The following is a 25726-nucleotide window of genomic DNA, read 5'->3' as shown; positions in this document are numbered from 1 at the left end:
AATAATTAATTTTTTAAGATCGGAACATTGGAACATGCTTCACCAAACATCAGCGATTTCACGATCGGCTGAAGCTGTTCAACCAGTTCGATGTACGCGTTTTCAGGAATCTCTTTGTCTGAGCAGCCTTTTACCAAGACTCTTTTTCCGCGCATTTCATCAAAATCATGGCTTTGAATGGCGTTGTGCATTAAAATAACTTCCAGATCTTCACGGTTTCCGAAAACTATTTTTTTGGTTACTTCGGTAAGTCTTGCTGTAATCAGGAAATATGCCCAAAGCGGAACAATCGCATCCGCAGAATTGTAGACGTACACATACGCATCACGATACTCTTCAACATCAATGGCTGCCACTTTTTCGCGGAAATCTTTTTCCTTTAAGACCATTTCCATGAAAAGAAAATCTTTAAGATCAATTCCCTTTCTGGCTCCCTTCGGAACAAGATCCGTAAGATCAAAATTGATTAAACCGCTTTCCGCAACTTTATTCCGTATTTCAAATTCTTCTGACATTTTTTATCATTATCTTTGAACAAATTTACAAATTAAGATCGTACAACGTCTTATTTGTTCTCTATTCTGATTATAGAAATGAAATATTACATTATTGCAGGAGAGGCTTCCGGAGATTTGCACGGAAGCAATTTAATGAAAGCTTTGAAGCAGAAAGATTCCACTGCCGAATTCAGATTCTGGGGTGGCGATTTAATGGAGCAACAGGGCGGAACTTTGGTGAAACATTACCGCGATCTTGCTTTCATGGGATTTCTGGAAGTAGCCATGAATCTGCGGACCATTCTGAATAATATTAAATTCTGCAAAGAAGATATTAAAAACAACAGACCGGATGTTTTAATTTTGGTAGATTATCCCGGATTCAATTTAAGGATTGCAAAATTTGCCAAAGAATTAGGCATTAAAGTCGTTTACTATATTTCGCCGCAGCTTTGGGCATGGAAAGAGGGTAGAGTAGAGATCATTAAAAAATATGTGGATGAAATGATGGTGATTCTTCCGTTTGAGGAAGATTTCTACACAAAACATGGGGTACATTCGCATTTTGTAGGTCATCCGTTGTTGGATGCGATTTCAACGCTGCAAAATATTGATGTTGAAGTATTTAAAAAGGAAAATAATTTAAACGGAAAAGAAATTATTGCGCTTTTGCCGGGTTCCAGAAAACAGGAAGTAGAAAAAATGCTGGAAATGATGCTTTCCGTAAGGCCTTACTTTAAAGAATATCAGTTCGTTATCGCAGGAGCGCCGAGTTTGCCGAAAGAATTTTATCAGAATTATGTAGACGAAAATGTACATTTTGTTTCCAATAAAACGTATGATTTGCTGAGATGTTCGAAAGCAGCTTTGGTAACATCGGGAACTGCCACGTTAGAGACTGCTTTACTGAATGTTCCGGAAGTGGTTTGCTACCGTGGAAGCAAAATTTCTTATGCAATTGCGAAAAGGCTCGTTAAAAACATCAAATATATTTCTCTGGTGAATTTAATTATGGATCGTGAAGTCGTTAAAGAACTGATTCAGAATGATCTTAACACAAATAATCTGGTGGAAGAACTGAAAAAGATTTTAGAAACCGAGAAAAGAACACCGCTTTTAAGAGATTACGATTTGTTGAGAGAAAAATTAGGCGGAAAAGGAGCCAGTGAAAATGCGGCGGATGTCATTTTAAAGGTTTAAAAAATCAAATAAACTATAAAAAATCGTAGAAAATTTTTCTGCGATTTTTCTTTTATATCATGAATTTAAGTCAAAATTTAAGATTTTAAAATTTTGATTTGCCGATTGTTATTCAATTAAATATTTTTGAGATGCACAAATTTTGAAATTGAATAAACAGCCGATTTTAATTCTTGCCATCTCATTTATTTTGGGGATTTTTGTTCAGGATTTTTTTTCTTTGGATGAAAATTTTGTTTACATCATTATCATCATTTGTGCTTTCATTTTAGCCATTACTTTTCTTAAAAATTACTACCTCCATAAAGCGAAACCTTATTTACTCGGCTTTATGTTTTTCGGGGTCGGAATTATCCTGCATTTTTTCAATTCTTTTGCATCCGGAAATGTTTCGATTTATAAAAATGAAACCATTGTTTTTAAAATAGCTAAAAAACTGAATTTCAGTGAGAAGTATATGAAGTGTGAAGGTGTGATACAAGCCGGAAAGCAAACTTTCAATGCTGTTGTTTATATTCCGAAAAGCGAAAAGGAACTTGATTTCGTGCACTATTATCAAGCTCAGGCTTACATTTTAAAGCCGAAGCCGCCACAATATGATTTTCAGTTTGATTATTCGAAATATCTTTTAAGGAAAAATATTGAATACCAGTGTTATATCAATAATGAAATTAAGGAAGCAGAAAGGAAAGATCTAAGCTTCACAGAGAAGTTTTCCCAGAAAAGACTGGAAGTTTTGCAAAGAATTGATGAAACCGGAATGTCTTCAAAGTCAAAAGAATTTTTAAAAGGAATTATTCTTGCCGACCGAACGGAAATGGATGCGCAGACGGTTCAGGATTTTAACCGTTCCGGATTGGTACATTTTCTTGCGATTTCGGGAACACATATTGTCGTCATCTTCGGATTGTTCTATTTTTTGCTGATTAAAATTTTACCTTTAAGTTTTAGAAAATATGCGGTTATTTTCAGTTTAATTTTTATCTGGCTTTTTACCTTTTTTATAGGATTCGGAAGCTCTGTTGTACGTTCAGGTCTTATGTTGAGTATCTACTTTGTATATGTTTTGCTTCAGAGAAAACCCGATCTGCTGCATTCGCTTTCCCTGTCTGCTTTTGTGATTTTAATATTTGATACTCAACAGCTTTTTGATGTCGGTTTTCAGTTGAGCTTTTGTGCGGTTCTCGGAATTTACTGGCTGAATCAATAGGTTTTAAATTATTTTCCGATACAGGATAATAGGTTTAAAAAACTGATCTTTAATACAATTTCGATTTCTGTTTCTGCCCAATTGGCAACGCTTCCTCTGGTTCTGTACTATTTCCATCAGTTTTCATTTATTTCAATTGCTGCGAACTTTTTTATTGTTCCCTTTTCTGAAGCAATCATTATTTTTTCATTTTTAATGACCATTTTCATTGCTTTAAATCTTGATTTTAATTTGATGAATGTTGCGTATAATTTCATCATTCAACTATTATTAAAAGTTATTCATTGGTTTGCAGATTTCGATCTATTGTTCCATGAAAATATAGCGATGAATGTTGTTGAAGTTTTTGCTTTATTTCTAATCGTTTATTTTCTGAGATTTTTTATTCTGAAACCGAAATTGAAAAATTTTACAATCGTAATGACAGCAGTTTTTGCTTTTTATATTTTAAGAATTGGGTTTAATTCTTACGAAAACGAGCGTGAGGAAGTTCTGTTTCATGATTTTTCCAAAGCGAGAATGATGTCTGTAAAAAAGGGAAGCAACGCTTGTTTTTGGATTGAAGAAAATTCAGATCAAAGCAAAATTATTCAGTTTGTTATCAATCCTTACTGTTCTTCAAGACGCATTAGCAATTATCAGATTAAAACCTTCCCGAAAGAAGTAACAAAAGTAGTTTATAATGGCAAAATTTATAACTTTAATTAATCATTACTTTTTTTGTTTTTCAATTTATGATCAATCTGTTCATGACCCATTTGCTTAAATATTTTTTCATATGTCTATTAATAAACCTGCAAAGTCAGGTGAGGTTATTGCATTCTTCCCCGCTGATCTAAGTCCTAACGGTGACTCATGTTTTATATTGCTGCATTATAACACAAAACCCACCGTTTTGCGGTGGGTTCTTTATTGTTGCTCACGGATTACAAATCCGCGAGAGCGGGGTTCGTAAAATTCGTTTGATAAATATTCCAGTTAATTCCATCTATAATTAGCCATGCTAAAACATTTTTGTTAATCATATATGAAAGATCTTTTTTTAACATATCATCATCTATAATTATTCCTTTATAATTACTTTCAATAAAGCTTTTAAATTTCCAAAAGGAAAATTTGATATCAAATTCATTTAAAGGAGCTTTATCATATTCACAAATAAAAGTATCTTTCTCAACTATAAATCCAGAACCATGCAAAATATATTTATATGAAGCAACAGTTCCCCTTACCTTAGAATTACTTATCATATAACTCCATATATTTACATTATCTGGAATACTATCCTCTTTTCTTACTGTTTCCTCAAATTTTTGTATGAAATCTATATACTCTGTTAATTTTTTTCTTGTATCCATACTTTTTATTTAAATAATCCAGCATTAATTTGTTGTACTTTATCTTTGAACATTTCTAAAGCCTTTTTTCCAGAAACTTCAATAACTTCTAAAGTCTTACTTTCTTGTATTGCAGCTTGTATTCTATGATGCCCATCTAGAATATATCTTTCTCCATCTTTAAAGTAAACAACTATTTTTTCACTATATATTCCTAAATCTCCTTCACGCATTAATTTAGCTATTTTTTGTACTTTTTCTGAACTTTGAGCTAATATTTCTGTTGATTTAAAGGTTTGCAAAGCATCTTTACTAGCCAGCAAATATTTTAACTCTCCAGCACCACTGATATATTCTAAAGGTCCAGCACCACCTATAACCTTCATTTCATTCCAACCTCCTAAATATAAATAGACCTTTTTACCATCATAATACGAATCACCATATTTAGCTTTTTTAGGACATTTAGGACATTCACTACCTCCACCGTCATCCAAACCAAATCTAGAAAAATCAATATTTTTAAAATATTCAGGTTCTGGTTCAGAAAGATACGTCATGATGTCTTTGTACAACTGGGTTTCTCCAAAAGTTTTCGGAGTGCTACTTCCTCCACCACCATAAGCACCATTGGCTCCTTTGTAGAAAAGAAGCATATCTTTTCCTAAGAACTCATTATAAGATCCATTTCCTCCCCTTGAATAAAAATCAACAAGTCCTCCTCTTGGTATGTTATCTTCAACCGGTTCGGGAGCAAAAGCTTTTCGCCCATCCGGATCAATAAACATCACAGGATTATTCAGTGCATAATTATACGGATTTACTCTGGTTGTTGTTTCAGCTAAAGGATCAATAACGCCCCATCTTGCGATGTCGCTCATGTACATTCTTGCTCCAAAATCGCTCCAGCCTGTTTCCTTCTGCAGCTCTTTTCCGCTGTATTGGTAGTTGTAAGAAGGATTTCCTGTCGTCTGGTTATACCCTTCATGCTTCATCCCAAAAGGATAGAAATTGTTTTCTTCAAGAACTTCTGCGCTGCCATTTGTGTTTTTAAAGTAACTTACTCTAATGTTCCCCAAATGGTCTGTATAGCTGTAAATATACTTATTATTTTCGAAATTATAATATCCTTCCGAAGTTGGTACAAATTTCAAAATAAAAGGAGCGGCAGGATTTGCCAGAGTAGCATCAGATTCATATTGGAAACCATCCAGATAATCTGTAGTTTTAGATGCAAGATAAGCATTGGTACCGTCTTTATACTGGTATATCTTTCTTACTTTACTGCCTGAAGCACTGTATAGGTAGGTTGTATTTACATATCTTGCTCCGCCTCTGCTTGGCACAGCCTCGTTAAATTTGATATACTTCGGAAGATCCAGGATGTTATAATCAATCTGCAGAATTCCTTTGTCTCTGTGGGAGATCATATTTCCGTTGACATCATAAGAGATTCTATTTCCGGAAGTATCAGGATACCCTCTGTAATTGGTGGAGTTATCGGTAACGCTACTCAGCCTGTTTCCTGTATAGGTATAGGTAAGGTTATCAATAAGTTCTGCTGTAGCAGAAAACTGTCCTTTAGCATTTCTCTGCAGGGAAGTAATGTTCCCGCCAAGATCATACGCTGCGGTTTCATTAAAGAAATTGTTCTGCGGAAGAGAAGCATCGGGCTCAGAGTAAATCCCCTGTGTCATCCTGTTGAGATCGTCATAGCGGTATGCGTATTTTCTCAGGATATTGTCCTGCGCAGATTTCCAGCTTACTTCCTTTATGTTGCCGCTGTATTTCCCTGTGATATTGTCTGAGGGATCAAAAAAGGACAGAGCATAGGCAAAAAGGTCGTTTCCCGGGTTGGCAGGATCGTTTACCCTGGTGGTGGCTCCTCTCATATTGTAGGTGTAGTCTATGCTCTGCAGACTGTTGCCAACCTTTTTCTGGATCAGCCTCGAGAGATCATTGTATATATTTTCAGACAAAAGCTCCTGAGGATTGCTGTCTACCTGATGCCACTGTTTTTTCAGCCTGTTCTGGCTGTCGTATTCAAAGGTCTGGGTAATCACTTTCGGGGGATCCGAAGCCAGTCTCGCATGGGTAAGCCTGGTCTGCTGTACCACTCCTGCAAAATCCGGAAGAGATTCTGTTTTGGTATATCCCCCGAGATGGTTAACGGCATAGGTTCCTACCGCCCTTGCTTTTTCATCGTACCAGATGTAGCTTTTCGTCCAGTTATCGTCTTCTATATTCTTCACATAAGAAGCCGTAGGAAGGTTTTTGGTATTCACCGCCATGGCAAGGTTATCGCCAATAGTGTTTTTGCCAAATACCTGGGAAGGTCTTGCAGGTGTTTCCGCAGGATAGGTATCAAAATAGTTAATACTCAGGATCTTGGTAAACGCGGTGGGGTATGCGCTGTTGGTGTAATAAGCCGTTACGCCGTTGGCGCTGAATCCTCCGGGGTTTCTGCTCTCGTTTTGAGAGACGGCGGCAGCATTGGCAGTATTCTGCTCTGCCTGTCTTCCTTCGCTGCCATAGTTCTGTGCACTGGTGAATATTCCGGTGTATACCGTTCTTCCGAACCTGTCGTACTTGGTAAAAAGCCACTGTCGGGAAGCTCCCATATTGGCATCCTGGGTCATGAGCACACGATCCTGCGTATCATACACGATGTATTCCCATCCTTTTCCCGGGAGTTTCTTTTCTACCTGCCTGCTTCTGCTGTCGTAGCGGTACTGGTAGCAAAGCTCATCCAGCACTGTTCCCGTTAACGGCTGAGAGACAGCCAGCGGAGGAATTACATAAGCCAGCTGCCCGTATTTGTTGTAGAGGTAGTAGGTTTCCGTATTCTGTTTTTTTACCAGTACGGTCTGTCCTTTTCCGTTCTTATATTCGGTGGTCTGGTGTCCGTCTTCATCCGTAACGGAAGTTTTCATCAGCTCTCCTGCGCCATAGGTTCCGGCAGGAGAAACCGCATTGCTGGTTGCTCCGTTCAGCCATGAGGTCGTTACGGTATATTTTTTTACTTCGTCTGCGGCATTTACCCCATAGCCATACTGTACGGAATGCCCCAGATAATCCGATCCCGGTTTTCTCTGGGAAAGGAGCTTACCGCCGGGAGCGTTCTCCTGTACCGACTCGCTGTAGAAATACGGATCTGAGCCATAAGCCTGAGCAGCATTTGCTTTCGGATCTGTATAGATTGCCCCGTTCTGGGTTCCCGTCTGCGGAACAGGAAGGTAAGATCTTAGCTGTCTTCCAAAGCTGTCGTATTCCGAAGGAATCACGATGTCTTTACCGTTAGGGGATGCCTTGATGCTGATGACCTGCTTCGCCCTTCCCAGCCCGTCGGAATACTGTACGGCTTCGGTTTTCCGGCTGCAGTCTTCATTCAGACAGTTTTTGGTATAGATGAAGTTCTGGTCTGTGGAAAGCCCCGTGGTTTGTGCATATAGGGTGAATGAAAAAAGAAGTGTGAAAAGTGAAAGGTATTTTTTCTTCCCTTGTTTTTCACTTTTATTTTTTCCTTTTTCAATCTTATTGATTATTTTTTCTTTCATGATGATCATTTGTTGAGTGTAGATTTTGAAGTTTTGATACTGGCAACCAGCATACCGATAAGCGCATCATTTTGCGTCACATATTTATCGAAATCGTCCTTACCAATATAGTCTGTATGATGCAAAAGTTCCAGCCAGTATCGGGTTTCGTTTGCTTCTTTCAGTGAGATGGAGAGTTTGCTGATAAAGTCAGGTTTGCTTTGGGCAAATTCAGCTTCCCGTATCAGCGCTCCCGTTGCAGTTCCGCTGCGAAGCATCTGTTTAGACAGCACAAATTCTTTATTCTGCACCAGCTTTTTATAAAGGTTTATGATATCAATACTGAAAATAAAACTTTTATCCTTTAGAAAATTCTTTCCCGAACTTTTCATTTTTAATTCCTCATTTTTCATGCTCATTAATGTTTATAGTTGTACTGATTTTCTTTAATCACCTGTCCTTCGCTGTTTTTCACCCGCAGCAATCTTCCGGAATCATCATACTGGAAGGTGTTTCTGATGCCGTTAGGCGATACAGAGTTGGTAACCCCAACCAGCGGATCATAGGTGTACACCGTGATGGAATACTGCTGAAGCTGGGAATCTGTGCGCAGGACATTGAGCGCAGTAAGCAAAGCTCCTTCATTGGCAGGGTCTGCCGCATCGGCATTGGATGCCGATATGGCGGCAGAGATCACAGAAAGGGAAGAAATATCACTGTATTTCGCTCCGGCAATCTGTGCAATGGGAAGACTGTTCTGGTATCCCCATATTGTGGTTACGGAATTTCCTGCTTTGTCGGTGGTCTGCACGAGGTTTCCGTTGCTGTCGTAGAGATCGAAGGTCACGGAAGTTTCCGCCGTCTGATTCAGGTCTGTTGTTTCGATAGAGCTAGGATAAAAATGGCTGCTGCTGTCATATTTCGTGGTAATTCTGGTCATCACGGTGCCGTCTGCTTTCACTTCGGTCTGCAAAGGGACGGAAAGCATATTTTTATTTACCAGACGGGTATTCCCCAAATCTGCGGCATACTTTGTAGAAGCTTCACTCACGGTGCCGTCCTGAGCTGTCGTTTTAACAAGCATTTCCTGAAAATTGCCCGGATGGAAGGTACTTTCTTTAATGGTAGCGTAAGAGGAGTTATTATCCGGATAGACAATCTCCGTCTGTTTGCTGTACTGCAGCCATGCGGGTTTTGTACTTCCTAATTCAATAAAGCTTTCAGGCGCTCCCGGAATCTCCTGAAATGTATATTCGTACAGTGAAGATTCGGTTTTCTGATTCAGTTTATTATATACTTCCTTTTTTTCAAGAATACCTTGAGATGTTAAATTGTAATATGGGGCATATCCAGTATTGGTAGGCAATATATAATCATTGGGTGTTTTGAAGTAATATTTGATGTAGCCGTTGTTTTCGGTTCCTGCTATTTCCGTTTCCTTTACATTCTTATACAGCAGAAAGCCGTTGAGATCTCCAAGCTCATTCTGGAAAAAAGTCCCACCTGAACTCGAAGCATCTGAAAACAACTGGTAATCAAATATTTTTGTTTTCACCAGCACCCCGTTTTCGTCAAAAGACTGGATCTTTTCTACCCTTGCCCCTGCATTTACAGGATGTTCGTTCCTGTAGGGTGCGGGCATTGTTTTCTTTTTGTAGAGGCTGAGAAAACCATTGCCTCCTCCGGTCATGCTTACCGTATAGGTTCCGGGGAACAGGGTAAAGATAGGAACGGTACTGCAGGAGCTGTCTTTTGTTAAGGTCTGGTTTGCGGCATTTCTCACCGTATAAGTGAAAGGGATAATATCTCCATGGGGATTGGTAAGGTTGTACACCTCCATCACTCCCGGGATCAGGTATTGATAGCCTCCTGTTACCGTAAAGGAATAATGGCTTGAGGTATTGGTATCAAAAGGAATAACGTTCGTGGTATCGTAGTAATTGATTTCCAGGTCATCTGTACTTTGTGCATAATCCGGAGCTGTTTTATCAACATATACCATATTTGCTTCAAAATTATACACTACAGATCCTTTCGTAGGAAAGGTGATCTTTTTCAGGAGTCCTACGGTGTATTTTTTTGGATTTACAGGCTGCGTTCCTTCGCACAGAAAGTTCCCGTAGCGTGTATCGCTGTAGTATCCGTATTGTCTGTCAGAGCCGTCTGCATCATATTCAAAAAGTGTTTCTTCCGTTGGTGCGAGGTTTTTATCCAGCTTCTGTATTCCGGTCAGCGCCTTTCTTCCGCTGATTTTCCACGAAGGGGAACCCTGCAGGTTGTCTTCCAGAACATACGAGGTTCCGTAGGTAAACTGGTATTTGGAGATCAGCCTGTCTGCAGGATCGGTGAGGCTTACTGCAGTAAGGGTATAGGGATCGGTAGTCACGATCTCTCCGTCATTCATCTGGTCATAAAGATAACTGAACTTCAGTTTGCCTTTTGCCGTAGAAATGGTATTGATCTTACAGTACTGGTACTTCATGATGGAAGACGTACCCATGTACTTGATCTTCTTATCGTAGCTGTAATTAATGAACTCTGTGCCGTTAGGATCTTTTACTTTTGTAAGAAAGAATGAGGTTTTGTAATTCTTATAGCTGATATCTTTAATAACCCCTACATTATAATCCTGAAATAGATACTGATATCCCAGATCATCGGTAATGGTAAAATTATTGATGATGAATTTGCTGCTTGAGGTATTTCTTTCATAATCTATCCGGATTTTTTCACCTGTAAGATTGCTGACCATAAAATTTCCGGTAGCCGCATCTTTCAGTATTTTAAATTTGCCGGAATGCCCCGGGATATTGTAAAAGAAGATATCTGCCTGTTCTTCATTTATGAAAGAAGCGTCGGTAATTTCGTCCAGCTCGGAGACAATCTGCCGCGTTATCATCCCTGAAGCGAACATCGACCAGCCTTGTCCTACCTCACTGGCAGGGATGTGGGCTTTGGCATTGTAAACGTGATAGGATAAAGCAATATTTACCGGAAGATCTTTATGGATGCTTTCCAGCTGATAAATAGGGAAACCGATATTGGGAACTCCCGTTGCAGGAGATACTGCCGTATTGATGTAATTGGATAATGATCCGGTGGTAGGCTCTGCCACTGCAGTGTTTTGTGCCGCTGCCACTCCATAAAGCAGAGACAGGGAAAAAACAGTTAGTTTTATTTTCTTCATTTGTCTTATTTTTTAATCATTTTGGCATTCGCCGTTTTGTCATTGGTTTTCACCACCACCAGATACGCCCCCTGAATCAAAGGCTGGGTATTGATTTTGGTGATCTTATTTTTCGTTTTCACGGTTTCAAGCTTTCTTCCGCCCATGTCGTACACCGCGATTTCAGCTTCAAACGCTCCCTCTCTCAAGCCCTCAAACCCAAGCTCCACATACACATAATCCGTTACCGGGTTCGGGTAGATCTTAATATCCTGCTTTTCGATCAGCTGGTCAACCTGTTTATCCCCAAGCTTCACGATCTTCCAGTTTTCTTTTCCCAGTTCCTCTGCGCTGGTTCCTGCGAGTACAATCGATCCGTCACGGTTCAGCTTAATATCAGATAATCTCTCTTCTTTCTTTCGGGATTCTCCCTTCACGTGCTTTCTCCACTGCTCATTTCCGTTCTGGTCCAGATACAGCATCCAGAAAGTCTCATCATCATTTTCAATCCTGCCTTCCGCCTGTGTGTAACCGCCCAGCAGAATCCCTTTGGACTTCCCGCTTCCGTCTTCCTGCTTCCCGGCAATCACACTCATCCCCATCAAAACGTCGCGGTTCTTGAAATTGTAGGATTTCTGCCAGAGCTCTTCGCCCCTTTCATCAATGGAGAGTAACCAGAGGTCCGTTCCCTCTTCAATACCGACTGATTTATTTCCCGATCTTTCCGATCTGGACTCCCCACCGATCAGGTAGCCGGTTGAAGTCAGCGCCAGTGTTCTTACATGATCATCGCCTTTTCCTCCGAAATTCTTTTCCCATTCCACTTTTCCGTCTTTCGAAAGTTTCACGATCCAGTAATCGCCTTCGCCATAATTGTTGCTTGTTTTTGGCTGACAGTTGATGGTTTTACTACTTCCGGCCTGCGTCTTTCCGCTTTCTGCCAAAGCTGCGCTTCTTGAATAGATCCCTAACAAAGCTCCGCCGTCTTTGGTGGGAATCATTTTTTCCACTTCATCCAATCCTTTTCCGCCTAATACCAATTGGGATAATTCCTTCCCGTTTTTATCCAGCCGTACTACCAGAACATCTTTGGAGCCATAGCCCTTCATTTTCGGATCCTGAGCTTGTTTACCCTGAGCGGAGTCGAAGGGAAGGGTTGTATTTCCCGCGACAAAGAACCCCATATCCGTCGTCTGAATCACCGCCCGCGCTTCTTCATCCGCAGTACTGCCTATGGTTTTCTGCCATAATTCATCGCCAAATTCGTTGATTCTGATCAGCCAGAAATCCGATCCGCCTTTGGAATCGTCTTTTTTATCCAGCCCTTTCCCTGAATAGCTGGAACCCGCCAGAAGAAATCCGCCTTCCTGCGTATTGACCGTTGCTGAAAGAAAATCATGATTTTTTCCTGAGAAATATTTTTCCCAGATCTCTTCGCCCTGCTGGTTCAGCTTAACCAGATGGAAATCGTAGCCGTTGTTCTGCTGCGAGGTGGCAGAAGGCAGACCGGAGGTTGCAGGAAAGCTGCTGCCTGTGATCTTTTGGCTGTTACCCCGAATGCTGCTTCCGGTAATTAAATACTGCTGATCGATGGTCGTGGTGACCTGTGAAAGAAAGTCCTGCGTAGAAGACCGGATGTCTTTCTGCCAGACCACTTCCTGAGCGGAAACGCTCAGAATACTGCACAGAGTGAGCATACTCATGCCGAGTTTTTTCATACTTAGTGTAATTTTAACGTTATTGTAAAGGTGAAATTAAGAAAGGGAATGCTTAGAAAAATAAGGAAACCCGCATTCTTAAAGAATAGATACTGAATTTGACAGAACCTGTCCGAAATTTATTTGTTTTAATCATGGCTTTTTAGTTTTTTTATGAGCTTTTAACAGCTTGTTTTTATTAATTTTTTGTTCAGAATGGTAAAAAGAAAATCCTCCTCTTTTTACTTTTGTGCAAAATTACAATCCATTAACGACAAAACATGTCGCTTTATTTTAAAGGATGCTTTTTTTTTGAAAAAGGTTGGAAATCATGGTGATATTTTTTAAAGTGTATGTTTTAATGTACGCTTCGGCTCCGCTCAGCGCACGGTGATGGTTTGGCTTACAATGATCTGTTTAAAATGAAGTCGTATTGAAGTACGCTGAGCGGAGCCGAAGCGTACGGTGCGAGTTTTATTTACAATGATTTGTTTAAAATTTTATCAGAAAAATAAATTTGAATCTGTTACGCTTACATTACGTAAGTCTATCAAAATTTGGTCTTTTAGAAGATTAGCGGTTTTCTTTGTTCCAAATTGATAGCCTTACGCTTGTTTCGTTAAAAATTATATTACGAAAAATATAGAAAAATTATAATGGTTATTTACTATATCATGCAGATCTTAAAAATATAAGATATTTTTTTTGTTTACGAAGGTTTTTTCTCCTGAGCTGGATTCCCTCCGCTGTTTCCTTTTGAAGAATGTACCATTGCGATAAGATTTTCGAGGGTGTATTCCGAAGCTTTCTGCTCTCCCTGGAATATAATTTTCCCCAGTTTTGCCACTTCGCTGATATAGGTATACAGTTCTTTATAAAGTCCTTTATTTTCCGAAGTAAATGCTTTTCTTTGCTGCTGAAAGCTCGTCTGTTCATTGCTTTTAGCCGTTATTGCGGAAAATGCATTTTCTAAAACCGTTACGGTGTCTGCTTTCATTCCGTTTGAAATCAATACATCAGACTGAGAAGTAACCACATCTTTCAGCGCTTTTAAAGCCAGTAGAGCTCCTTCAAAATTTCTGTTCTTTATTTTTTTCAGGACATCACTGGGCAGGGTTGTTTTTACATTGGCTTTTTTTACAACCAGATCCAGAAGTTTTATGGGTTTGTTAAGTTCATTTCCCAATACATACAGATCCTGTGTTGCCTTTTTCTGCTGTACAAGCAATGCATCTCCGGTCTCTTTTGCCCTCACCTGATCTGTTTTATTTTACATTGCTGTAAGGTAGGCTGAATCGAATAAATGATTGGCAGATTCAAAATTTTCTATATCCCTTGCTAAACTTCTTAGTAATGTGTCCGCGATCGGTACATACTCTTCCTTTTGTATTCCCATAGTGCTTTTTTATTAAAAATTTAAGCGATAAATATATTATTTTGTAATAATTTTTCCTTCATTTTTTCAGACAATTTTTGCGAAAAAGATTTTTTTTCGCATATCTCTTTACTTCCGTTAAAATACACTGTGTTAATGATTTGTAATACTTTATTTTTTTCTTACAACAGATGTTTTTTTAGAATGCTCAATGGCGTTTTATTATACTTCTTTTAATTTTTATTCTACTCCGCTATGTTTTAACAATAGCTCTCAGTATTTTTACTTTAGTACAGTGTATTTTTATTTTAGTGCAGTATATTTTTGCCATTGCTCACTGTGTTTTTGTCATTGCTCACTACATTTTTGTTATTACTCACTATATTTTTATTCGAGTACTGCATGTTTTTAGTGTACTACAGTTGATTTAAATATTTTTCTGAATAGGATGATGAAATTTTAAATTCAGCTTTGCAGGAAAGAGGTATGAAAAGTAGTTTATAATGGCAAAATTTATAACTTTAATTAATCATTACATTTTCTGTTTTTCCTTTATTTATAATATTTTAACTCTTATTTAGAAAGATTACAAACTGGGTTTTTGTGAGATTTCTCACTTTTTGATGTTGTTAACATTTCTTAATTTTGTGGAAAATCAAATTTAAACTTATATGGCAGGTTTAACGAGTTCTACGATAGGTAGAAAATATGCTATGGCATTATCAGCTCTGTTTTTGCTGATTTTTCTTATACTGCATTTGACGACCAATTTGTTATCAGTCCTAAACCGTGATGCATTCAATACCGCATCAGATTTCATGGGCTATAATCCTTTTGTGCAGTTCTTAATGCAGCCTATTCTTGGTTTTGCAGTTCTTTTCCATTTCATTATGGGATTTGTTCTTGAAATTAAGAATAACAAAGCACGTCCTGTGAAGTATGCAGCAAACAATGCTTCTGCAAATTCTTCATGGATGTCCAGAAATATGATTATTTCCGGATCTGTAGTGTTGGCTTTCCTGGCGCTTCACTTCTATGATTTCTGGTGGCATGAGATCAACTACAAGTATGTTGAGCAAATTACTCCGGATTCTGAACGTTTCTGGCCGGAACTTCATGAGAAGTTCGCAGATATCTGGAGAGTGGCTTTGTATGTAATTTCTTTCGTTTTGTTAGGATTACATTTAGCTCACGGTTTCCAGTCTTCATTCCAGTCAATCGGGGCAAGACATCCAAAATATACGCCGGTAATTAAGGCTTTCGGAAAATGGTATTCTATCCTTATTCCTGCAGGTTTTATCATTATCGCAATTTTTCACTTTGTAACTCAATAATATCAATATACTAATATGAGTAAATTAGATTCAAAAATTCCAGCGGGTCCTCTTAAGGATAAATGGAAAAATCATAAAGACCATATGAACCTTGTTGCACCAAACAACAGAGACAAGATTGATATTATTGTTGTAGGTACAGGTTTGGCAGGTGGTTCAGCGGCAGCTACTTTAGCTGAGCAGGGATATAACGTAAAAGCATTCTGCTATCAGGATTCTCCAAGAAGAGCGCACTCTATTGCAGCTCAGGGAGGTATCAACGCAGCTAAAAACTATCAGGGAGACGGTGACTCTACGTACAGATTGTTCTATGATACCATTAAAGGGGGAGACTACAGAGCAAGAGAGGCAAACGTTTACAGATTGGCTGAAGTTTCTGCAAATATTATCGACCAGTGCGTTGCTCAGGGAGTTCCTTTCGGGCGTGAGTACGGAGGTCAGTTAGATAACCGTTCATTTGGTGGGGTTCAGGTAAAAAGAACCTTCTACGCAAAAGGACAGACAGGTCAGCAGTTATTATTAGGTGCTTATTCTGCAATGAGCCGTCAGATCGGTAAAGGCAGAATTAAAATGTACAACCGTCATGAAATGATGGATCTTGTGATCGTAGACGGAAAAGCAAGAGGAATCATCGCAAGAAATCTTGTGACAGGTGAAATCGAAAGACACTCTGCACACGCAGTGGTTATTGCTTCGGGAGGGTACGGAAACGTATATTTCCTTTCTACAAACGCAATGGGTTCTAACGTTTCTGCAGCATGGAAGATTCACAAAAAAGGAGCGTATTTCGCAAATCCTTGCTATGTACAGATTCACCCGACGTGTATTCCGGTTCACGGAACACAGCAGTCTAAACTTACTTTGATGTCTGAATCTTTAAGAAACTCCGGAAGAATCTGGGTTCCTAAAAAGATTGAAGATGCAGAAGCAATCAGAGCAGGAAAATTAAGACCTGAAAATATTAAAGAAGAAGACAGAGATTATTATCTGGAAAGAAGATATCCTGCATTCGGTAACCTTGTTCCTAGAGACGTTGCTTCAAGAGCGGCTAAGGAAAGATGTGACGCCGGATACGGAATCGAAAATAACGATACTCAGGAAGGTGTTTACCTTGATTTCTCTACAGAGATCATGAAAAAAGGTAGAGAAGCAGCTATTGAGAAACACATCAGCAATCCTACAGATCAGCAGATTTATGATTTGGGTAAAAAGTGGGTTGAGGAGAAATATGGTAACCTTTTCGTAATGTACGAAAAAATTACAGCAGACGATCCTTACAAAACTCCGATGAAGATTTATCCTGCGGTTCACTATACTATGGGTGGAGTTTGGGTAGATTACAACTTACAGTCTACTATTCCGGGATGTTTTGTTATCGGGGAAGCGAACTTCTCAGATCACGGAGCAAACAGATTGGGAGCTTCTGCTTTGATGCAGGGACTTGCAGACGGATACTTCGTACTTCCTTACACGATTGCAGATTATCTTTCTGCAGATATCAGAACGGGAGCCATTCCTACGGCTTCTTCCGCATTTGACGAAGCTGAAAAAGGAATTAAAGAAAAAATTGATTTCTTCTTAAATAATAATGGAACCCATTCGGTAGATTATTTCCACAAGCAGTTAGGAAACATTATGTGGAATAAGGTAGGAATGGGAAGAACGCCTGAAGGTTTAAGAGAAGCCATCAGAGAAATTGAAGAAGTAAGAAACAATTTCTGGAAAGACGTAAAAGTTCCGGGAGATAACGACGGAATGAATACTGAGCTTGAAAAAGCGTTCAGAGTTGCCGATTTCTTAGAGCTTGGACAGTTAATGGCTATCGATGCATTGCACAGAAACGAATCTTGTGGAGGACATTTCCGTGAAGATCACTCAACTCCGGACGGAGAGGCAGAAAGAGATGACGAAAATTACAAATATGTAGGAGCTTGGGAATATCAGGGAAGCGATATCAACGCGGAAGTGTTGCATAAAGAAGAACTTATCTACGACAACATCGAAGTTAAAACAAGAAGTTACAAATAATCTCCAATCTTTTAAATATACAATTATGAGTGCAAAAAAAGGCTTACATCTTACGCTGAAAATTTGGAGACAAAAAAATAATAAATCTAAAGGTCAGTTTGAGACTTATAAAATATCGGATGTTTCTACAGACTCTTCATTTCTGGAGATGTTGGACATCCTTAATGAGAGTTTAATTAACGAAGGAAAAGAGCCGGTAGCTTTCGATCACGACTGTCGTGAAGGAATCTGCGGAATGTGTTCCCTTTACATCAACGGTAGAGCACACGGTCCGGATACAGGAATTACAACCTGTCAGCTTCACATGAGAATGTTCAAAGACGGTGAAACCATCGTTATCGAACCTTGGAGAAGTGCGGCTTTCCCTGTTATTAAAGACTTAATGGTAGACAGAAGCGCATTCGACAGAGTAATGGCTGCAGGTGGTTTCATTTCGGTGAACACTTCAGGAAATACTTTGGATGCCAATGCAATTCCTGTTCCTAAAGAAGATGCAGACAAAGCAATGGACGCTGCTGCCTGTATCGGATGCGGAGCTTGTGTGGCTACCTGTAAAAACGGATCTGCAATGCTTTTCGTAGGAGCTAAAGTTTCTCAGTACGCACTTTTACCGCAAGGTAGAGTAGAAGCAAAGAGAAGAGTGCTGAACATGGTAAAAGCCATGGACGAAGAAGGATTCGGAAACTGTTCAAACACAGGAGCTTGTGAAGTAGAATGTCCGAAAGGAATTTCTCTTGAAAACATTGCCCGAATGAACAGAGAATTTATCACAGCTTTTGCTGACAGAGGATAAAATCTATCGAGATAACATAAAAAATCGTCTCCTCACCGGATGGCGATTTTTTTTAGTTAAATCTTTCATAAAAGTAATATTTAATTGCTTTTAGTTTAATGAAAAAACTATTTTTGCGTAATTATAAAATTCAAAATGAAAAAATATCTTTTATTGTTTATCATCGCGGTTTTTGCGATGTCTTGCTCTAAAAAAGTAGAAGTAAAAGGAAAAATCACGGGAGGTTCTCCATTGGAGAGAATCGAATTAATAGAAGCTTCGGGAGTAGCAACTTTACCATTAATGAATATCGGGGTAAATAAAGACGGAACTTTCACAGGAAATTTCGATGCTCCGAAAAGCGGAATGTATCTGCTTTCTTACGGGGGAAAAAGAAATTTAATCTACCTTAAAGGCGGTCAGAAACTTGAAATTTCAGGTAATGCAATGACTTTCCCGACTGAATATGTGATCACGGGAGATGCGAAGAACAATAACGATTTCTTCATGGCTACCCAGAAATATCTTGCAACGTATGCTCAGACAGTTAATATGAATGAGCTGATGACGAAAGATGAAAAAACCTTCCTTAAAGGAATAGAAAAAGTTCAGGCAGATGTTAATAAAAACATCGATGAAAATGTTAAGAAGTTTAGTCCGGATAATGAAGTGGTTACGTGGAAGAAAAACGATCTTTCAACAACTTTGCTTACCATCCTGAACCAGTACGAAATGGGGCACAAGCAAATGGGCAATCCTTCATTTAAAGTAACGAAAGCTTTTACAGATTTCACTAATAAACTGGAAGAGAACAAAGATGTATTGGTAAAAGAACATCCTTTATACAGAGAATATCTTTTAACAAAAATGAGCCCTGATTTTCAGAAATATGCTCAGGCAAAAACTGCAGGGAAAACGGATGTTACCACTTCAGAATTATTTACAGAATATCTAAAGAAAAATCAGAAAGATCTTTCACAGACAGCTAAAGACTATTTATTGGCATTTGTAATGGCGCAGTCGGATATTCATCCGGGTTCACCTGAAAAAACAGTTGAGAAGATCAAAAAAATTATCGACGAAGATATTAAAGATGCTACCATTAAAGAAGATCTAAAGAAAATTCAGTTTGCCATCAACGGATTCAAAATTGGAGAACAGGCTCCTGAAGCTTCTTTGGTAAAAGCAGACGGAAAATCTTACAATCTTTCTGAAAATAAAGGAAAACCATATTTGTTATCTTTTTATGCTTCTTGGAATCCTTATATCGGAGAGGCTACCATTCCTGTATTGAAAGAAGTAGTAAATTTTTACAAATCTAAAATGAATTTTGTTTTTGTAAATGTTGACGATACAAAAGACCAGTTTGTGAAAACAAGCAGCTCTTTACTAAAAGGAATTACCGGAACTAACGTTTACGGTGAAAACGGATTAAATTCTGATATTGCTAAAAAATACGGAGTTTACGGATTTAAATTACCTTGCTTTATCGTGGTAGATAAAGACGGTAAAATTGCAAGCAAGCCGTTCTTCAACTTAGGAGATCCGGAATTGGTAACGGTTTTAGACAAGCAAACAGGTCTTTCCGCTCCAAAAGTAAATCCTAACGTTCAGTTACAACCGGGATTAGGAATGGATCCTGCAGTGGTAGCCGCTCAGCAGCAGGCAGCAGCACAACAGGCTCCTCAGCAACAGGCAAATCCTCAGCCGGCTCAGACAAAATAATTTAAATTGAGTACAGATATAAACCTTATCTTCGGATAAGGTTTTTTTTATTGTATTTTTGCAGACTGAAACGTAAAAGTTTCATTAGGAAAATAGAAAATTGTATAATGAGCAGAAAGAATAAGAAAAATTTAATTCTTGAAAATATAAAACTCTTAAATGCAGGAGCTAAAGGAGTGGCAATAGGAAGAACGGAAGAAGGGAAAACGGTTATGGTTTCCGGAGCAATTCCGGGAGATGTGGTGAATGTAAGAGTGAAAAAAGCAAAGTCCAAATACTTTGAAGGGGAAGCTTTGGAAGTTCTGGAAAAATCGCCTTACAGAGTAGAACCGAAATGTGTTCACTTCGGAGTTTGCGGAGGCTGCAAATGGCAGAACATGAGCTATGAAAAGCAGCTTTCTTTCAAACAGGAAGAAGTGTACAATAATATTAAACGAATCGGAGGGATTGAAAATTTTGAGACCGTTCCGATTTTAGGTTCGGAAGAGCAGTATTTTTACCGAAATAAAATGGAGTTTTCTTTCTCCAATTCCCGTTGGCTTACCCAATACGAGATCAGTTCCGAAGAAAATTTCGGAAGCAGAGATGCTTTAGGGTTTCATATTCCGGGGATGTGGAGCAAAATTCTAGATCTTAAAGAATGTTTTCTTCAGGAAGATCCTTCAAACGCGATCCGATTGGCAGTGAAACAGTATGCTGTAAATGAAGGCTTAGACTTCTTTGATGTTCGCAATCACGAAGGCTTTTTGAGAACTCTAATGATGAGACAAAACTCGAAAGGCGAATGGATGGTTCTTTTTCAGCTTTTCAGAGAAGAAAAAGAAAACAGAGAAAAACTATTCGGCTTCCTGCTTGAAAAATTCCCGCAGATCAAGACTTTGGTCTACGCGATTAATCCGAAAGCCAACGATTCTATTTATGATCTGGATATCAATGTGTATTTCGGGGAAGGTTATTTAATGGAAGAAATGGATGGTTTAAAGTTTAAAATCGGTCCAAAATCATTCTTTCAGACCAACTACAAACAGGCGCTGGAATTATACAGAAAAACGCTTGAATTTGCAGATTTAAAAGGAGATGAAGTTGTGTATGATCTTTATACAGGTACAGGAACAATTGCTCAGTATGTCGCAAGAAATGCAAAGCAGGTCATCGGAATAGAATCTGTACAGGAAGCCATAGATGCAGCCATTGAACACGCAGAACTGAACGGTCTTACGAATACAACGTTTTATTGCGGAGATATGAAAGACATTTTCAATGACGACTTTCTGGCGAATCATCCGAAAGCAGATGTCCTGATCACAGATCCTCCAAGAGACGGAATGCACCAGAAAGTGGTTGAGCAGATTTTAAAACTGTCTCCTGAAAAAGTGGTTTATGTAAGCTGTAATTCTGCTACACAGGCAAGAGATTTAGCCTTAATGAAAGAACAGTATGATGTGGTAAAGATTTTACCGGTGGATATGTTCCCGCAGACGCATCACGTAGAAAATATTGCTTTGCTGATTAAGAAATAATTTAATTACTTTTGAAGGAATCAAATCTTAAGATGAAATGCCGGATTTGTCCGGTAAAGTAAAACAAAATGTTCAGATGAAATATTTTAAATTTTTAATCGCCATTTCTTTTATCAGTCTGCTTTTTTCATGTGGCGGCGATAATGATATCTGTGAAAGCGGGGAAGGAACTCCGAGAATGAGAGTTTCTTTCAAAACACAGGCAACCGATAAGGAAAGAACGCTGGATTCTCTGTATGTAGCGGTAGATTACGGTTCCGGAAAAGTACAGTTGGGAGGACAGGCTAAAATTACTTCAAGGGTTATTCCTTTAAGAGTGGACAATTCAACTTATACGGATGTTTATTTCAGAATTACCAACAAAGGTTCTGAATCTAAAGTAAGGATAAATTATACCACAAAATCTGCTTATGTTTCTCCGGGTTGCGGAATAAAGCTTACCTACGAAAATTTAAATTCAGTATTAGATCCAAACACAACGACTCCGGTAAAGGAAATCCAGGCCGGACAAAATTTTATAGAGAATGAAGACAAGACTAATCTTTTCCTTCTTTTTTAGTGCAATCAGTCTTCTGGGTTTTGCTCAGGAGAAGAAAGATAAGGAAACTGCAAAGGAAAAATGGAAATATGAACCCAATTTCATGATCGGTTTTGATGTTCTGAATACGGGAGTTTCTTTCTTTTCAGACAGAAAGCTGTATCAGGGTTTTGTATCTTCAAAGCTGAAAGATAATCTTCATGCCATAGCAGAAGCCGGTTTTGAATCTAATTTTTACCAGAAAAACGGTTATGACGGAAAAGCAAACGGTCCTTTCGTGAAGATCGGAGCCTTTTATATGCTGGCAAAAGACCTTGAAAATGAATTCAATGGTTTCTATGCGGGTGGAAAAGTAGCCGGTTCATTTTATAAGCAGGAATATATGGCAGTTCCGGTTCGTGGTTACGGCGGAAGCAGCTCTGCAATATCCTTTCCTTCTTCTACACAGTCATCCTATTGGCTGGAAGGAACATTGGGAGGAAGAGTACAGCTTTTTGAAACTAATTTCTACATTGATGTCAATCTTCAGCCGCGATATCTGGTGTATACCACAAAACAGGACGAAATCCAGCCCATGATCGTTCCGGGATTCGGAAGAAGCTCTTCTAAATTCGGAATGGGCTTCGCGTGGAATCTGGCGTATAAATTTTAAATCAGCACATTAAGCAAAGTAATCCTTTTGAATTTTTAAAGGGTTATATTTTAAATAAAATTTTTAATCTATTACATGTTAATTGTTAAAATTAATATATAAATATGATTTTTATGTTGTTTTTTTAATTAAAGTTGATTTTTTTGATATTTTTTCTTTGATTTTTAAGTAATCTATGAGTATTTTTGAAATATTAAAAATGTTCTTAATATGAAAAAACTCATTACTACTTTTTTATGTAGTTTAATTGGAGGTACAGCTATTGCGCAATGGACTCCAACTACATTCGCAGGTAGATCGGAAAAATCTTCTAATGTTAGAAGTTACTATAAGTTAGATCTTGTAAAAATAAGAAGCCAACTTAAAGATGCACAAGAATCAGGAAAAAATGCTAAACCCGTAGAAATTTCATTGCCAACGATGGATGGTAAGATCGAAAGATTTTCAGTGTATAGCTTTCCGGTCGTAGTAAAAGAATTAGCAGATCAGTATCAATTGGGATCATATGTTGGTGTAGGAATTGATGATCCTTCTAAATATTTGAGATTTTCCGTCGCTCCAAATGATTTCCAGTCAATGGTTATTAAAGATGGAGTTTACGAATTTATTGAACCTCAAAATGCTGATAAAACAATTTACGGAGTACATCCTAAAACTAATAAGGCTCAAGGAGGTTTTTTTTGTAGTATGAATGAAAGTGTATTATCGAAAAAGCAAATAGACGCTTTATATTCAAGAGGAAAAACATTTGATAAAAACCCTACTAACTTTGCTAAATCTTCTGATCAGAAATACAGAACCATGAGATTAGCAATGTCTGTAACAGGTGAGTATACGCAGTTTTTTGGTGGAACGGTAGCTGGAGCTCTTACTGCGATTAATGCCACAATGACTAGGGTAAATGGTGTTTTTGAAAAAGATTTTGCATTGCACTTAATTCTACAGAATTTCCCGGGAGTTATTTACACTAATGCTGCCACAGATCCATATTCTGCTGCGTCTGCTTATGCAGGAGGTGCTTGGAATCTTGAATTACAAAATACCTTAACAGCAAATGTAGGAAATGCGAACTATGACATTGGTCATTTATTCGGTGCTTCCGGAGGTGGGGGAAATGCAGGATGTATTGGTTGTGTATGTACAGATCCTACTACTGCTGAACCAGAAGGTAAAGGATCCGGATTCACCTCTCCTGCAAACGGAATTCCTCAGGGAGACAATTTTGATATAGATTATGTAGCTCACGAGATGGGGCATCAATTAGGAGCTAATCACACATTTTCTATGGATGTAGAAGGAACAGGGGTTAATATGGAACCAGGATCAGGTTCTACTATTATGGGATATGCAGGTATTACTGGGGCTACAGATGTACAGGCGCACTCAGATCCTTACTTCCATGTTGCAAGTATTTTACAGGTTGAAGATAATCTTACCACCACCACCTGTGATATTGAAACTTCTGTTACAAATAATCCTCCGGTAATAGGGGCCCTTTCAGATTATACAATTCCGAAAGGAACTGCATTTGTTCTTACGGGAACAGCTACAGATCCTGAAAATGATCCAATGACTTATACTTGGGAACAATTTGATGATACAGATATTCCGGTAACAAGTGTAACAGGAAATAATACAACAGGAGCATTGTTTAGATCTTTGTCTCCAACGGCTTCAGGAAATACAAGATATTTCCCAAAATTATCTTCAGTATTAGCCGGAAACCTTACAGTTCCTGCAGACTGGGAAACTGTTTCGAATGTTGCAAGACCTACCAATTTTGTATTAACAGTAAGAGATAATAACCCAACCACAACATCTCAGCAAACACAAAGTGATATTTTAACGGTTACGGTAAGTAATGACGGACCATTTAAAATCAACACTACTCAGGTTTATCACAATGCTCCATCAATTGTTTCATGGGATGTAGCAAATACTGCTGCTGCTCCGTATAATTCTGCAAACGTAAAAATTGATTATACAACAAATAACGGAACAACTTGGACTGTTCTTTCTGCTTCTACACCTAATGACGGATCGGAAACTTATACTTTTCCAGTTGCATTAAACGGACAGAATATTAAATTGAGAATTTCTTCAATAGGAAATGTTTTCTATGCAGTTAAACAAATGTTGGTAACAAGTGCTGCAACATGTAATGGAAGTGCACCTACTGGTATTGCAATTTCTAATGTTACAACTTCTTCTGCTGTGATAAGTTGGAACTCAATTTTAAATGCTACTTACCAGATAAGATATAAAAAAGTTACTGAAACAGCATGGCAGCAAACAACTTCCTCTACCAATACTGTTACTTTAAATAGTCTGGAAGAAGGAGTTAAATATGATGTACAAGTTGCAGCAGTTTGCTCAGGAACTTTAGGTACATTCTCTGCGAATAATCAATTCGTTACTCAATCATCAGTTTCATATTGTGCAATATCATCAGCTGATCCATCAGAGGAGTACATTTCTAATGTTACATTGGCAAATCTTAATAACACTTCAGGAGCAAGTACCTATACGGATTACGGAACTGACCCTACAAAAATTATAAATCTGCTAAGCGGATCTAATAATAATACAGTTTCCGTAACCAAAACTTGGCTTATTGATATATATTCTGAGGCAGTAAGAGTATGGATTGATTTTAATAGAGATGGAACATTTGATACAAGTGAACTGGTAATGAATGCAGCAGCAAATTCAACTCCAACAGTAAGTGCTACGTTTACAGTGCCGTCCACAGCAGTTCAAAATAAAATGCTTAAAATGAGAGTTGCATTACGTTATAATACATCACCAGAAGCATGTACATCTTATACATTTGGTGAAGTTGAAGACTATAATGTATTCGTTACATCTACTATTTTATCAACAAGCGATATTAGTAATCCGGAAAGTAATATTCAAATATATCCAAACCCAGCATCAGATGTTTTAAACGTAACTAAAGTTTCAGATAAGGCTAGTTACAAAATTTATGGAGCTACCGGACAGTTGATAAAACAAGGAAATATTAAAAATGGACAAATTTTTGTTTCTGAATTAATTAAAGGTGGGTATGTAATTTCCGTTGAAGAAAGAGGTAAAGAATTATTTACGTCAAAATTCATTAAAAAATAATAAGAAATTA

Annotated in this window: 17 protein-coding genes and 1 pseudogene; 10 read left to right on the top strand and 8 right to left on the bottom strand. The window is 38.3% G+C overall.

The window, feature by feature from the left end:
* Positions 1–5 precede the first annotated feature (5 nt).
* On the bottom strand, positions 6–515 hold the full coding sequence (locus PFY09_RS10155) for a DUF2480 family protein (RefSeq protein WP_108411315.1): 510 nt from the start codon (positions 513–515) through the stop codon (positions 6–8).
* A 78-nt stretch (positions 516–593) separates the two neighbouring features.
* On the opposite strand from PFY09_RS10155, the gene lpxB reads away from it, so the two are divergent.
* Both lpxB and PFY09_RS10145 read left to right on the top strand, forming a co-directional pair.
* Complete coding sequence (gene lpxB, locus PFY09_RS10150; RefSeq protein WP_271159622.1) at positions 594–1697, top strand: lipid-A-disaccharide synthase; 1104 nt, start codon at positions 594–596, stop codon at positions 1695–1697.
* 331 nt (positions 1698–2028) lie between these two features.
* Positions 2029–3615, top strand: a pseudogene (locus PFY09_RS10145) (ComEC/Rec2 family competence protein).
* Between the two features lie 218 nt (positions 3616–3833).
* Here PFY09_RS10145 and PFY09_RS10140 read toward each other — a convergent pair.
* The 7 genes from PFY09_RS10140 to PFY09_RS10110 form a co-directional block, all read right to left on the bottom strand.
* Positions 3834–4265 (bottom strand): DUF6896 domain-containing protein, encoded by a 432-nt coding sequence (locus PFY09_RS10140; protein ID WP_271162327.1) that lies wholly within the window; start codon positions 4263–4265, stop codon positions 3834–3836.
* A gap of 5 nt (positions 4266–4270) precedes the next feature.
* Positions 4271–7801: a DUF6443 domain-containing protein gene (locus tag PFY09_RS10135; RefSeq protein WP_271162326.1), complete on the bottom strand. Its 3531-nt coding sequence runs from the start codon at positions 7799–7801 to the stop codon at positions 4271–4273.
* Positions 7802–7806: 5 nt separating this feature from the next.
* Positions 7807–8193, bottom strand: a complete 387-nt coding sequence (locus tag PFY09_RS10130; protein WP_271162325.1) for a four helix bundle protein — start codon at positions 8191–8193, stop codon at positions 7807–7809.
* A gap of 5 nt (positions 8194–8198) precedes the next feature.
* On the bottom strand, positions 8199–10967 hold the full coding sequence (locus tag PFY09_RS10125; RefSeq protein WP_271162324.1) for a hypothetical protein: 2769 nt from the start codon (positions 10965–10967) through the stop codon (positions 8199–8201).
* 5 nt (positions 10968–10972) lie between these two features.
* Complete coding sequence (locus PFY09_RS10120) at positions 10973–12664, bottom strand: T9SS type A sorting domain-containing protein (RefSeq protein WP_271162323.1); 1692 nt, start codon at positions 12662–12664, stop codon at positions 10973–10975.
* 688 nt (positions 12665–13352) lie between these two features.
* Complete coding sequence (locus tag PFY09_RS10115) at positions 13353–13898, bottom strand: hypothetical protein (RefSeq protein WP_271162322.1); 546 nt, start codon at positions 13896–13898, stop codon at positions 13353–13355.
* A 15-nt stretch (positions 13899–13913) separates the two neighbouring features.
* Positions 13914–14039, bottom strand: a complete 126-nt coding sequence (locus PFY09_RS10110; protein ID WP_271162321.1) for a hypothetical protein — start codon at positions 14037–14039, stop codon at positions 13914–13916.
* 650 nt (positions 14040–14689) lie between these two features.
* Between PFY09_RS10110 and PFY09_RS10105 the strand changes: the two genes are divergently transcribed.
* From PFY09_RS10105 to PFY09_RS10070, 8 genes are all read left to right on the top strand, one after another.
* Positions 14690–15352, top strand: coding sequence for a succinate dehydrogenase cytochrome b subunit (locus tag PFY09_RS10105; RefSeq protein WP_268055231.1), 663 nt, complete (start codon positions 14690–14692; stop codon positions 15350–15352).
* 15 nt (positions 15353–15367) lie between these two features.
* Positions 15368–17380: a fumarate reductase/succinate dehydrogenase flavoprotein subunit gene (locus tag PFY09_RS10100; RefSeq protein WP_271162320.1), complete on the top strand. Its 2013-nt coding sequence runs from the start codon at positions 15368–15370 to the stop codon at positions 17378–17380.
* 25 nt (positions 17381–17405) lie between these two features.
* On the top strand, positions 17406–18173 hold the full coding sequence (locus tag PFY09_RS10095; RefSeq protein ID WP_076390676.1) for a succinate dehydrogenase/fumarate reductase iron-sulfur subunit: 768 nt from the start codon (positions 17406–17408) through the stop codon (positions 18171–18173).
* 135 nt (positions 18174–18308) lie between these two features.
* A complete protein-coding gene (locus PFY09_RS10090) occupies positions 18309–19877 on the top strand; it encodes a TlpA family protein disulfide reductase (protein ID WP_271162319.1) in 1569 nt (522 codons plus the stop codon).
* A 107-nt stretch (positions 19878–19984) separates the two neighbouring features.
* Positions 19985–21397 (top strand): 23S rRNA (uracil(1939)-C(5))-methyltransferase RlmD, encoded by a 1413-nt coding sequence (gene rlmD, locus PFY09_RS10085; protein WP_271162318.1) that lies wholly within the window; start codon positions 19985–19987, stop codon positions 21395–21397.
* 76 nt (positions 21398–21473) lie between these two features.
* Positions 21474–21956 carry a DUF6452 family protein gene (locus tag PFY09_RS10080; RefSeq protein ID WP_076390994.1) on the top strand — a complete coding sequence of 161 codons (483 nt, stop codon included), beginning with the start codon at positions 21474–21476 and terminating at the stop codon, positions 21954–21956.
* The gene (locus tag PFY09_RS10075) at positions 21922–22587 is read left to right on the top strand and encodes a DUF6048 family protein (RefSeq protein WP_271162317.1); all 666 of its coding nucleotides are present in this window, start codon (positions 21922–21924) and stop codon (positions 22585–22587) included. The genes PFY09_RS10080 and PFY09_RS10075 overlap by 35 nt, the downstream gene beginning before the upstream one ends.
* Before the next feature lie 420 nt (positions 22588–23007).
* Positions 23008–25716 (top strand): reprolysin-like metallopeptidase, encoded by a 2709-nt coding sequence (locus PFY09_RS10070; protein WP_271162316.1) that lies wholly within the window; start codon positions 23008–23010, stop codon positions 25714–25716.
* Positions 25717–25726: the final 10 nt, after the last annotated feature.

It is taken from the genome of Chryseobacterium gambrini (assembly GCF_027920505.1).
Taxonomy (GTDB): Bacteria; Bacteroidota; Bacteroidia; order Flavobacteriales; family Weeksellaceae; genus Chryseobacterium; species Chryseobacterium gambrini.
This window is presented reverse-complemented; position numbering and strand designations above follow the sequence as displayed.